General features: G+C 62.2%; 8 protein-coding genes. All 8 read right to left on the minus strand.

Annotated features, from left to right (window positions below; genetic code table 11):
• Positions 1 to 73: 73 nt before the first annotated feature.
• The gene (locus tag JM946_RS18040) at positions 74 to 2,962 is read right to left on the minus strand and encodes a TonB-dependent receptor plug domain-containing protein (RefSeq protein WP_407700577.1); all 2,889 of its coding nucleotides are present in this window, start codon (positions 2,960 to 2,962) and stop codon (positions 74 to 76) included.
• A gap of 144 nt (positions 2,963 to 3,106) precedes the next feature.
• A complete protein-coding gene (locus tag JM946_RS18045; protein ID WP_203168747.1) occupies positions 3,107 to 3,805 on the minus strand; it encodes a FadR/GntR family transcriptional regulator in 699 nt (232 codons plus the stop codon).
• Positions 3,806 to 3,838: 33 nt separating this feature from the next.
• Positions 3,839 to 5,386: an alpha-N-arabinofuranosidase gene (locus JM946_RS18050; protein ID WP_407700578.1), complete on the minus strand. Its 1,548-nt coding sequence runs from the start codon at positions 5,384 to 5,386 to the stop codon at positions 3,839 to 3,841.
• Between the two features lie 52 nt (positions 5,387 to 5,438).
• The gene (locus JM946_RS18055) at positions 5,439 to 8,120 is read right to left on the minus strand and encodes a glycoside hydrolase family 3 C-terminal domain-containing protein (protein WP_203168749.1); all 2,682 of its coding nucleotides are present in this window, start codon (positions 8,118 to 8,120) and stop codon (positions 5,439 to 5,441) included.
• A gap of 14 nt (positions 8,121 to 8,134) precedes the next feature.
• Positions 8,135 to 9,151 (minus strand): cupin-like domain-containing protein, encoded by a 1,017-nt coding sequence (locus tag JM946_RS18060; RefSeq protein ID WP_203168750.1) that lies wholly within the window; start codon positions 9,149 to 9,151, stop codon positions 8,135 to 8,137.
• A 13-nt stretch (positions 9,152 to 9,164) separates the two neighbouring features.
• Positions 9,165 to 10,235: an alpha/beta hydrolase gene (locus JM946_RS18065; RefSeq protein ID WP_203168751.1), complete on the minus strand. Its 1,071-nt coding sequence runs from the start codon at positions 10,233 to 10,235 to the stop codon at positions 9,165 to 9,167.
• Between the two features lie 2 nt (positions 10,236 to 10,237).
• Entirely contained in the window at positions 10,238 to 11,449 is a 1,212-nt protein-coding gene (locus JM946_RS18070; protein WP_203168752.1) for an alpha/beta hydrolase-fold protein, read from the minus strand.
• 30 nt (positions 11,450 to 11,479) lie between these two features.
• Positions 11,480 to 12,163, minus strand: a complete 684-nt coding sequence (locus JM946_RS18075) for a SapC family protein (protein WP_203168753.1) — start codon at positions 12,161 to 12,163, stop codon at positions 11,480 to 11,482.
• Between the last annotated feature and the right edge of the window lie 11 nt (positions 12,164 to 12,174).

Genomic DNA, 12,174 nt, shown 5'->3' on the forward strand with positions numbered 1-12,174 from the left:
TGCACCTGGGTTCCGAACTTGCCGAGCCATGAAAAAAGGCGACCCGAATCCTCGGGTCGCCTTCGCGATCACATCAAAGCTCGAAACGCACGCCGAGGCGATACACACGGCCGAGCGCATCATAGAGCGCCGGGTTGCTGAAGATCGTTACACGCGCCGGGTGCTCATCGAGCACGTTGTCGACTTTGAAGTAGGCAACCGTGCCCGGCAACATCTCGTACGATCCGCCGATATCCAGGTAGAAAGCCCCATCCACGTGATTGTTGTTGATGGTCGGTCGATTGACGGTCGAGATCGGGCAGGTGCCGGGCTGACATTCGATGTACTGGTTGCCCAACACGCCGTCGCTGATCCACCGTTCCTGGATCTGGAACGAGAACTTGTCGGTGTCGTAGCTCTGGATGGCCAGCACTTTCCAATCCGCCTTGGTGTCGATGTTGACACCGGCGGTGTCCACCGGGATGGTGCCCGGCAGGCCATTGTCGCTGATGTATTCGCGGATGTGCGTCGCCAGGCCGCGCACCGTGAACGTACCGGGCAAACCGAACAACTGCGGCCACCGATAGCTCGCCTCGATATCGAACCCGGAAGTTTCGATGGAAGCGAAGTTGAACGACTGCACGTTGATGAAGTTCGGTCCGTTCGGATTGTTCAGGTTGAACGCGTTACAGGTGGGCAGAACACCCCGGAAACAGAAGTTGACGATGTCATTGGCGCTCAGGCTCGAGATCACGTCGTCGATCTTGATCTTGTAATAGTCCACCGACACGCTGAAGTTCGGCAGCCAGGCGGGCTCGGATAACACCACACCGAATGACGTATTGCGGGCGATCTCCGGCGTGAGCGCGGGATTGCCGACCTGGTTCTGGATCGCGAGCACGTTGACGTTGCGGAACGGGTCCAGGAAGTTCGGCAGCGTGGTCGTGACCGGCGCCGCGAACAGCTCCGAAAGATTGGGCGCACGCGCATCGCGCGACGTGGTGGCGCGCAGGCGCAGACCATCCAGCGGAGTATCCCAGGTGCCGCCGATCTTCCAAACGTCGATCGTTCCAGAGGTGCTGTAATCGGTCACGCGTGAGGCGGCATTGAGGTTCGCTCGACCGACGCTCTCTGTATCGAACAGCGGCAGGTCGAACTCCAGATAGGCTTCCTTGACGCTGTACTCGCCCTCGCCGTTCTTGTAGTTGCCCGCATACCAGTTGTTGCCGGTGTCCAGCAGCACGGGATCGGCCGGATAGTCATCGTTGTATGGCGTTCCTTCGATACCCGCTTGAGGCAGGATGCCGTTGCCATAGGCATCGGCGCGAACGCGGTATTCTTCCTTTCGATACTCGACGCCCAATGCAATCGCCAGCGGCCCGGCCCACAGGTCGACCGGCTCACCGGAGATGTTGAAGCTGGCGACGTCCTGATTCTGTCGCGTGCGCTGATACGGACCCTTCGCCGGCATGATGTAGTTGAACGCCGCGTCCGAAGGCCGCATGCCGCCGAAGATGTTGATGGGCACGCAGCCGTTCGCCCGCGCCACGGGATCGGCGCAAACGATATTGCCGTCCAACGTGATCGCGTTGATCGCCTGGTTGAAACGTCGCGACAGCATGATGCTCTTGACGTCGACGTCCGAGAAGTTGACGCCGTGCTCGTAATAACCGTTGTAGTTCCAGTTCTTGCCCAGCACGGACATGCCACCGAGCGCGCCCAGCACGAAACGATACTGACGGCGATCGGTGTACACCTGCGTGCTCGGCAGGATGGCGTTGCTGGTTCCGTATTGGAAGCTGGTGATGGCGTCGGCAGGGTTGCCGTTGGGCGCCGCGCACATCGCCCGGATCGACGCCGGCAGGAAGGCGTTATCGCACTGGATGGTGAGATTCGGCCGGTTCATGCCGTTGATGGGCTGATTGTGAGTCTGCACCTGGGCCAGGTTGACCGTGACGTACACTTCGTCGTCATCCGCGAAGTCGAATCCCAGTCGGCCGTAGCCGTTGATGCGCTCCAGATCGGACTGCAAGGTGCGGCCGGAGTCGACATTGCCGGACAGATCGCCGCCGACGCAGAAGCCCGGAAGGCAGCCACTGACAGTGCCGGCCGCGTTGCGATCGGGCACGCCGTTGGAGCCGTACTGGAACTGAAATGGGTTGCCGGCTTCGTCGAACGCCCATCCCTGCAGCGGCCCGGAGGTGATCAGGCCGTACTTGGTGTAGTTGTAAGGCTGGGCGTAATCGATCACGACGTATTGCGGCGATCCATCATTCGTCACGTTGCGATTGACGAGGGTTCGCTGCGTGAACCAGTCGCGACCGCCCGCAAGCCCGACGCCGTAAGGACCCGGGCCCACACCTGCTTCGTCGTGATATTCGACGCTGCCCACCGCATGCAGGCGACCGTCGAGGAAGCTGCTGCCGGCGGCGAACTGAGCGACGACGGTCTCGTTGTCGTCGTAGTTGGTGATGCCGCCTTGAACATTCCCCTTGAAGCCTTCGAAGCGCGTGTTCGTGACAAAGTTGACCACGCCGCCCACGGCGTCGGAACCGTAGGAAGACGATGCGCCGCCGTTGACCACGTCGACGCGTTCGATCAGCAGCTGAGGAAACAAACTCACGTCGGGCACGCCCGTGACGTTCGCGCCGACGACACGCTGACCATCGAGCAGCGTCAGGGTGCGGATCGGACCCAAGCCACGTAGCGAAAACGAGCTCAGGCCTTGCTGTCCGCTGGAGGTGCTGAAGGTGTTGGTCTGCGTACCGGTGGAGCCTTGCAGCGACGGCAACTGCGCGACGGTGGTGAAAATGTTGGGCTGGGCGTTCGCGGTGAGCTGCTCAGCGCTGATCACCGAGGTGGGCGTCGGCGCGTTGTAACCCGTCGACATGATGCGGGTGCCCGTGACGAGCACCTCCTCGAGGCCCGAGCCCTCCTTCTTCTCATCCGAGGGCGACACTTGAGCCTGCACCGACAGTGGCATCAGCAACCCGAAGGCCGCCAACGTCCGAAAGCCTCCCGACCTGCTTTTCATCAATGAACCGAGGCCGTCCTTGCGAAAATTTTTTGACATGGTCTCTTCTCGTGGATTTTAGTTTCTCAGGGCCCGACTCCGCTCGATCGCGGTCTATATCTCCAGATCGATCACTTCGCTCATCGCAGTGCGCGCAGCGGTGACATCGGTCGCCGAGATCGCAGCGAAAAGCTCTGAATACTTGGCAGCAATCGCCCGCGAGTGCGTCGGCCGCGGCGCGCGCTGACCGGTTGCCCCGGCGAGCGCCTGGTCGATGATTCGGCCCATGGCCGAAAAGAAACAATTGCCGGCCGACTCGAACATCACCGCACGAAACTCACGTTGTGACATCCGGGCTGCCCCAGCAGGAAGCCGATAGATGTCTACCAATGCCGCGCGCATCGCCTGCTGCTGCGGCTCCGTGCGTCGCTCAGCGGCCAAGGCCGCGGCGCTGGGCTCGATCGCCCTGCGCAATTCGTAGATCGAGGGCAACACCTGTCGTCCACGCTGAACACCGAGCAGCCAGCCCACGACATCCGGGTCCAACCAGTGCCATAGCTCGGCCGACGTCACCTTGGTGCCGGCCCTGCGACGACTCTCCACCAAACCTTTCGCCACCAGGATGCGCATTGCTTCCCGATACGCCGTTCGCGACACCCGCAGACGCAAGCACGCATCCACCTCTCCTTCCAGGAGCTGGCCAGGCTTCACGTCGCCTGAAAGGATGGTTACAGCTACGTCGCGCGCGATGCTGCCACTCAGCGATGCGGCTCGCGTTTCGGCCCGATCGTTGTTGCTGATCATGACGCTCATGGTCCCTCGAGCCCGCGCAACGCCCGTAACGCCTCATTCCTCCAATGCAACGACGGCCACAGAATGCGGCGGCAACTTCAAATTGATCTTGCCGGCGCGCGCCTTCGCTTCGAGTGACTTCGGTGCGACCGCATTGGGAGCGTCGAACGTGTTCACGCTGTCGACCTTCGGCGCCGAAAGAACTCTTCCCACGGCGCGCTTGGCGCGCGAGGTCAACTCCACCTGCGCAGGAGCGGAAGGATCCACATTGGTCAGCGCCAGCCAGGTCTTGCCATCCTTGCCCTTGGCGGCGATGGCATCGAGCTGCGGTAAGGTGATGTCGCCGTTGACGTAACTGCCTGCGTCGAACGTCACCGGTAGAAACGTCGCGTCCTGAAAAGGCACATACATGTGGAACACGTGATACGTGGGGGTCAGCACCAGCTTGTCCCGCTCGGTCAGGATCATGGCCTGCAGCACGTTCACCATTTGCGCGATGTTCGCGATGCGCACTCGATCCGCCTTTCGAGCGAACATGTTGATGTTGAGCGCAGCGATGACTGCGTCGCGAATGCTGTTCTGCTGCTCGAGAAATCCTTCCTTGCTGCCGGGCGTCGGCGCGAGCCAGGAGCCCCATTCGTCGACGACCAGCGCGATCTTCTTCTCCGGGTCGTACCGGTCCATGATCGCGACGTGAGTGTTCAGCAACTCGTTCATTCGCAAGGTGTGCTTGACCAGCGCTGCGTACTCTTTCGGACCGAAGCCGGTGGCGTCGAACTTCGGCGGCCAGCCGCCGCCGACCGTGTAGTAGTGCAACGAGAGCCCATCGATGTCCCAGCTCCAGTTGCGCTCCTTCCAGGCTTTCATCACCGCTTCGGTGTAGCCGGTGTCCGCAGTATCCGGCCCGACGGCAATCTTCAGCGTCGGATGTTTGGCGTTGTAATTGCGCGTGTAGCGGGCATAGATGCGCAGCTGGCTCACATATTGTTCTGGGGTCATCGAGCCGCCGCAGCCCCAGCTCTCATTGCCGATGCCCATGAACGAGATGCCGTACGGTTCGGGATGTCCGTTCGCCGCGCGTTGCTTCGCCAGCGTCGTGGGCTGATCGGTCGTCATGTATTCGAACCAGTCGGCCGCCTCGTGCGGCGTGCCGGAGCCGACATTGACCGAGATGTACGCCTCGGCGCCGATCTGTTGCACGAAGTCCATGAACTCGTGGGTGCCGAAGGTATTCGGCTCGATGACGCCGCCCCAGTTGGGATTGAGGGTCGCGGGCCGCTCCGCTTGCGGACCGATGCCGTTGCGCCAGTGATACTCGTCGGCGAAGCAACCACCCGGCCAGCGCACGTTGGGCACGCGCAGCTCTTTCAGCGCCGCCACCACGTCGTTACGGATGCCTCGTGTATTCGGAATCGGCGAGTCCGGTCCGACCCAGACTCCCTCGTACACGCCTCGTCCCAGATGCTCTGCGAACTGACCAAAGAGGTGTCGATCGATCTTGGCGCCCGGCTTGTCCGCGTCGATCTTCACTGCGACCGGCTCGCCCTGGGCCACACCGACACACGCCGTCAAACCGATCAGCAGCGCTCGAACTGAAAACATGAATTTCATTGCAACGTCCTATCGTTCCTTTGTTACTTGCGAAGCGGTCCGCTCACGGCGCCAGCGGAGTGACTCGCGTCATCGTGAAAACACCGGACTGCACTGGCACACCGGTGCCCGGCTGCCCCGATCCCACGCTCACAGTGTGTTCGCCCGAGAAAATCTGGCGCTGGCCGTCGCGAGTCACGAAACTCAGATCGCGCCGCGAGAGCTCGAACGTGACGGATCGCTGCTCGCCTGGACGCAGCTGCAGACGTTGAAAGCCTCGCAGTGCGAGCCGCGGTGCGCCTTCGAACGACGGGGGATCCAGATACAGCTGAGCAACCTCTTCGCCCACGCGGCTGCTGGTGTTTCGAATCGTGGTTGTGACACGCAGCCCGTTTTCGGCCGCGCCGTCGATCGGTTGCACGCTCAGAGCGCCGTATTCGAAGCTCGAGTAGCTCAAGCCAAAGCCGAACGGATAAACCGGCGCGCCTTCGAAGTAACGATAGGTGCGCCCTTGCATCGAGTAATCCTCGAACGGCGGCAGATCCTCGACGCTGCGGTAGAACGTAAGCGGCAGTCGTCCGGCCGGGTTGGTCTTGCCAGCGATCACGTTGCCGATGGCCAGCCCGCCTGCCTGTCCTGCGTACCAGGCTTCAATGAGTCCCGACGCATGTGCCTGCTTCCAGGAAACATCGAGCGTGCTGCCATTCATGAGCACCACGATCAGCGGTTTGCCCGTCGCCTTGGCCTGCTCGAGCAGCCGGCGCTGATCGGCGGGCAGATCGATCGAAGTCTTGTCGCCACCGAAGAAGCCCTCCAGCTCGACTTTCATCTCTTCGCCTTCGAGATTGGAGTTCAGGCCGACGGCGGCGACGATCACATCCGCTTGTGCCGCGGCGGCGCGCAGGTCGGCTTCGGGTTGGGTCGAAACACGTTTCCACAACACTTCAATGCCGGCCAGCAACAACGCCTCCGCGGTGACCCGAATCGGATAGCGCCGCCCTTTCTGTAATTCGAGCGTCGACATCTCCGAGCGCGTACCCCACGGCTGATGGCGATGCTGGGCAATCAGCTTGCCGTCCAGCATGAGCTCCGCATTCGGACCGCTCAGACCGATGCGATACGTTCCGCTCTCGGGCGGCACTACAAAACCCGTCCACACGACGCGGTAGTAGTCGGATAGTTGCGCGTGCTCGTTGCCGCGCATGGCGATGCCCGGCTCGACCCGAGACACCGTCGGTTTGCTCTTGAATTTGACTTTGCCGGCGCGCTCCGCATATTCCGCGTGCGTCGCGTAGCGCTTCGGCAAACGCTCGTCGGCGTCGTAGTACTCAGCCAACAGACCCGGCTCTCCGCTGGGCGAGCGCAACGCCGACGTTGGGATCGGGTCGCCATCGGTGATGGCAGGCGACCAAGGCACATGCGTCACGACGGCGCGTGGCATCGCCCGGCGCAATCCGTCGACGAGAGAAATCGGAGGACTCGACAGCGCCGAGGAATAGTTTCCTCGCAACACCCGCGTCGCGTCGGCGTGCGGGCCGATCACCGCGATCCGTTCGCTGCCCTTCAATGGCAACACGCCGTCGTTCTTGAGCAGCACGAGCGTCTTCTCGGCGGCTTTCAATGCGAGTGCATCCCGCTCGGGCGTCGTGACCGGCGCAGGCGGAGTATTGATCGCCGGGCGTCCGGCGAGTCCGGGCAGATCGCCATTGAGATAGCGAGCCGAGAACAATCGGATCAGCGCCTGATCGATGTCTCGCATGCTGATCAAGCCGCGCTCGTAGGCTTGCTTGTAGCGGTTGCCCAGACCGTCGAGATCGAACAACGTGGCATTGGTGCACTCGTTGTCGACGCCTGCCTTGAGCGCGGCGGCCACGGCAGTTACTGCATCTGGCGCGAATCCGTGCTTCTCGGAGATGTCTTGCACGGCGTCGCAGTCCGAGACCACGTAGCCGTTGAACTTCCACGCGTCGCGTAGGCGCGCTCGTAACAATTCATTGCTCACACACGCAGGTTCGCCGTTGACGCGGTTGTAGGCGCACATGATCGAACCCGCCCGCCCTTCGACAATCGCCGCACGAAATGCGGGCAGGTAGGTATCTTCGAGGTCGTGCGGCGAGACGAACACATTGGCGTGATGTCGCGTCGACTCGGGGCCGCTGTGAACGGCGAAGTGTTTGGGCGAGGCGATCACGTCGGGCCGATCGGGATCGGGACCTTGCATCCCGCGCACGTACGCAACACCCAAGCGCGCGGTCAGAAATGGATCCTCACCGTAGGTTTCCTGTCCTCGTCCCCAGCGCGGATCGCGGAAAATGTTGATGTTGGGTGACCAGGTATTCAGCCCGGTGCCAATGCGGCCCAGCCGTCCCGTCTTGCGGCCCAATGCGTGCAGCGCTCGCACTTCCACGCTGATGGCGCCGGCCACTTCTTGCAGCAGCGCCTCGTCGAACGACGCAGCGAGTCCGATCGGTTCCGGGAAATTCGTGGTCGGCACGGGACCAAGCGCGCCATGCAACGATTCGGTCCACCAGTTGTAGGCGGGAGCGCCCAAGCGCGGAATGGCTGGCGCGGTGTTGAGCAACTGCTCCACTTTTTCATCCAGCGTCAGCTGGCCCACCAACGCCGCGGCCTTCTGCTCCGCTCGAACACGCAGCGAAGCGTCGTCGGCATCGGCGTTCGCCGCACCGCTTGCCGCCGTGGCCAGGCAAAGCGCCAGCAGACAACTTGAGATGAAGCGCAAAGTCATGCCGTTCCTCTTCCTCACACTCCGCGCAGCATCTGCATGACGCTGGCGCAGATCTTTTGATAGTTGTCCGGCTTCAGCGGTCCCAGCACACCGTGCTGACTCGCGGGCAGATGCGCCAGCGGATGACCATTGGTCCGAAACACAAAGTGGTCGAAGAACGCCTTCCACGCCTGTCGTTCGGCGGGCGGGCGTTCGCAAATGGTGATCAAACTCAGCAGCAGCGCGGCCGCCGGAGCATCCGGGCCGGCGCGGAAGGCGTCCCACCAGTAATTCACCAAGGCATTGAGCGAGCTGGTTGCCTCGACCTGATGCCACCACAGCTTCGGCACATAGATGGCATCTCCCGCGTGCAACTCAGCCACGAGCGCTTGGTCTCGCACTTCCCGAAAGCGGGGATATCTCTCGTCATCTGGGGGTGCAGAAGCGGCAAGACTCACCGGCTGGCCCGCCATCGTGTGATCGATGGGACTGATGTACAGGCGGTCGATGGTTTCAGGGGCGTACAACGTGAAGCGTCGCGTGCCCGCCACCACGCATGCGATGTTGTCCATCGTGTCGTAGTGAGCCGAAACAATCGAGGCGTGGCCGATCCAGATGCGCGGCTCGACTTCGTCCTTCAGCAGCGACAACGAATTCTCGGCCGCGAATCCTGGCAAATAGAGGCCCGTGGGCAGCGAGCCCATGTACATCGATGGCTTGCCCGGCCCGCCCGCCGTCGCAACGATTTGCTCGAGAGCGCTGCTGAAGCTCATGCGCTCGCGCGAGAAGTTGAATCCGCTCAGATCGTCGCTGTAGTAGTACCTGCCCTCGATGTGGGGTGCGCCGACAAACACTTCCGCCTGCGCGCCCTTGTCGAACTTCGCAAGGTAATCTTTGAAATGCGCGGCAGAGCGTGTGGCGGCGAGCACGATGGGCCACGAACGGACCAGTCCGCGAATCACGACCGGGCGACACGGCTCCGCAACCTCACGCAGGAATGTGTTCGGCTCGGTGAGGTCGTGCGCCGCAATTTCTCTGGGGATCGCTGCCATCGTGCTCTGCCGATCAACGGCATCCCGCTTTGAAACAAAGGTTCGCGCTGAAAAACGGCAGCACGTGATTCTGGAATCGCTCGCCCAGCTTGTTGGTATGGTCGCCGGCGTACACCTCGAAGGTGTTCTGGATGCCGTAGGCGTTCAGCACATCGTGAAGCTTCGCGGTATCGGCCCGCAGTCGGTCCTGATCGCCGACATCGAGCGCGATTCCGTGATAGCGTCGGATGTTTCCGATGTACTGATGAACGAACGCGAGTGGCGCATTGGCGGCCCACTTCGCCAACACGTCCGCCTGCGCATCGCCACCGCTGTTGGGCAGATCGAGAAACAGCGGCGGATTCTTCGGATTCGGCGACCAGGCTGCCGCGGCGGCCAACTGCGCACGCGCGAAGAACGGCAGCTTGGCCGAGTCCGCCGACGTCTTCACCGATTCCAGCAACTTGTCGAACTCTGCGCCGTCGCCTCGAACCGCGCGCGGCGACAGGCAACAGGGGCTCATGATGTACAGGCTGCCGAACACCTCGGCGTGTTTCATTCCGATACGAGTGGTTCCATAGCCACCCATGGAATGTCCGGCCAGTCCACGGCTGCTTCGCTCCGGAATGGTCCGATAGTGCGCATCGATGTAAGCGACCACGTCACGCGCGATGAAACCTTCGAAGTCCCCGGTCGTCATCGAGCTCGAGTACATCGAACCGTTGTGCACGGTCTTGGAATCGGGGAGCACCACGATCATCTCGTTTGCTCCTCGGGCAAACGCGCCCTCGAGGGTTTGCGGCGCATGGATCTCGCGCGACCACTGCTGGGCGCCGATGGAATACCCATGGAGCGCGTACACCACGGGATAACGTCGACTCGTTTCCTTTTTGTAGCTGGGCGGCAGGAACACCAGCACGTCACGCTCGACTGAATTGCCTTCGAGGTTTCCTTCCAGCGCCTGCGCATGGACCTTGATGGATTCGACCATGACCGGCTTGGCGCCAGGGACCACCGGCGGCGCGTCTGTCTGTAGCTGAGCCCACGCAGCAGGTGCGGTCCAGGCACTCAACAGCAACGCCAGGATCCGAACAGCGTCGCTCATGGTCAGCTCCGGCCCTTGCCATGCTTGAACAGCCGAGGCGCGAAATCCTTCAAAGCGCGGCGCCAGGTCTGCCATTCATGGTCGGTGTCTTGCGACTCCACGTAGACGTGCTCGATGCCTGCCTCGTTCAGACTCTGGTGCAGGCCTCGAATGCCAGTGCGAAATCTTTCTGCTTCGGCGGTGCCGACACCGAGCCAGAGCACATGCACCCGCTTGGCGAATGCCGCCGCATCGGCGAACACACCGTTGTAGTCCTTCTTGGCATCGAACTTGCGATTGCCCGGCGCGAGCAGCCCGGCGGCGCCGCTGAAGCCGCCAATGTGAGAGAACAGGTCGAGATGATTCAGCGTGATATGGAAGGTCTGCATGCCACCCATGGACAGGCCCGCCATGGCGCGGTTATCGCGATCGGCCCGCGTGCGAAAGGTCTTATCGATGAACGGGATCAGGGCCTGCGTGACATCGTCCTCGAATGTTTCAGCCATCTCATGCATGGCTTTCAACATCTCGGGAGATCCGAACGCGACACCGCTCATGTCGGGCGGCGACACACCGGCGCGCCGCGCGTAGCCGTACGCCATGACGACGATCATCGGCTCGGCTTCGCGGGCGGCAATCAGATTGTCGAGAATGAAATTGGCGCGGCCCTGGCGGATCCAGCCCGTCTCGTCTTCGCCGCCGCCGTGTTGCAGATAGAGCACGGGATAGCGCTTGTCGGTCTGCGCATCGTAGCCCGGTGGCAGGTAGACCAGCGCGTGTCGCCAGCTACCCGTGACCTTCGAGTGATACCAAACCTCGCGCACCTGCCCGTGCGGCACATCCTGGATGGAATAGTAGGTCGAGCCCGGCTCAGGAATCTCGACCGCGCTCGCATGCCGCGTGCCCCCGAAGTAGGCATGGCTCCCCGGATCGGAGACTTCGGCGCCGTCGATGATCAATGTGTAGTAATGAAATCCAGGAACCAGCGGCTCTGTGATCACGGTCCAGAAGCCGTCCGGCTGCTTCTGCATATCCAGCTTGGGCCCGTTCCAGAAGTTCACCCTGACCTTGCTGGCCTCTGGCGCCTTCACCCGGACCTGGACTCGTCCCGCTGCGTCTATGCGTGGATACTGCGCGTCCCAAACATTGCTGCTCGCGGGACGAAACTCGCCGGCGGCCTGCGCCAGACAGAGATTCGCCACGAGCGCGAACAGAAGCCCCATCATCCACTTCATACATCCCCCAAACATCGTTCCTGATACCGATCAGCGAGCCGCGGCGAGTTTGCGATTGCGCAGGTGAGCCAGCACCGACAGTTGATTGAGCGAGCCCGCCACCGTGTACGCCAGCTGCAGATGCCCACTGCGAAACAAGCGCAGCACGTCGACATCGGCGAGATCGCGCAACGCATCGCGACTCACGGTGTAGAGGCCCTCCAGCGTCAGCCGCTCGCCGTCATCGAAGCTCAAAGCGATGTCGATCGGCTCGATCAGCTTCAGCTCCTTCAGGTCGCGCACCAACGCAGCCGTCTGCTCGATGCCCTCGTGCAGCTGCTTGAGCACGCGCTGCATCCGGCGCAGCGCCGTGCTCGGCTGCTGCGCACTGTCGAACAGCGGCTCGCCTTCAACCTCGCTGAAGCGCGCGTTGCCGCGATCGATGGCGATGCAATCGCCCGAGATGAAAAATCCATCGCGCTGCAGACTGAGCGGCTCGAAGCCGCCGCGATCCTCTTTGGTCTCGAGCGCGGCCTCGCCCGGCTTCAAGCCCAGCGCGACGCCCGCATAGAACGCTCCCGTGCCGGGATCTTTCGAGAACAGAATCGGACACGCGATCGCCGCGGCGACGAACTCACTCGGCACGATCTGCACGAAGTGCGGCTCCGCGCCGCGCCGCGGTAGCAGTCGCAACTGAGCGTGATTCTGAGAATTGAGCAGCTCATGGGTGGTCATCTTTCACGGAC

Source organism: Steroidobacter gossypii, from assembly GCF_016801985.1.
Lineage (GTDB): Bacteria > Pseudomonadota > Gammaproteobacteria > Steroidobacterales > Steroidobacteraceae > Steroidobacter > Steroidobacter gossypii.

Coding starts and splice junctions, on each gene's coding strand:
- JM946_RS18040 (WP_407700577.1), bottom strand. CDS start 2,962: ATGCCACTGTCGGTGCAGGCTCAAGTGTCGCCCTCGGATGAGAAGAAG.
- JM946_RS18045 (WP_203168747.1), bottom strand. CDS start 3,805: ATGAGCGTCATGATCAGCAACAACGATCGGGCCGAAACGCGAGCCGCA.
- JM946_RS18050 (WP_407700578.1), bottom strand. CDS start 5,386: ATGTTTTCAGTTCGAGCGCTGCTGATCGGTTTGACGGCGTGTGTCGGT.
- JM946_RS18055 (WP_203168749.1), bottom strand. CDS start 8,120: ATGACTTTGCGCTTCATCTCAAGTTGTCTGCTGGCGCTTTGCCTGGCC.
- JM946_RS18060 (WP_203168750.1), bottom strand. CDS start 9,151: ATGGCAGCGATCCCCAGAGAAATTGCGGCGCACGACCTCACCGAGCCG.
- JM946_RS18065 (WP_203168751.1), bottom strand. CDS start 10,235: ATGAGCGACGCTGTTCGGATCCTGGCGTTGCTGTTGAGTGCCTGGACC.
- JM946_RS18070 (WP_203168752.1), bottom strand. CDS start 11,449: ATGAAGTGGATGATGGGGCTTCTGTTCGCGCTCGTGGCGAATCTCTGT.
- JM946_RS18075 (WP_203168753.1), bottom strand. CDS start 12,163: ATGACCACCCATGAGCTGCTCAATTCTCAGAATCACGCTCAGTTGCGA.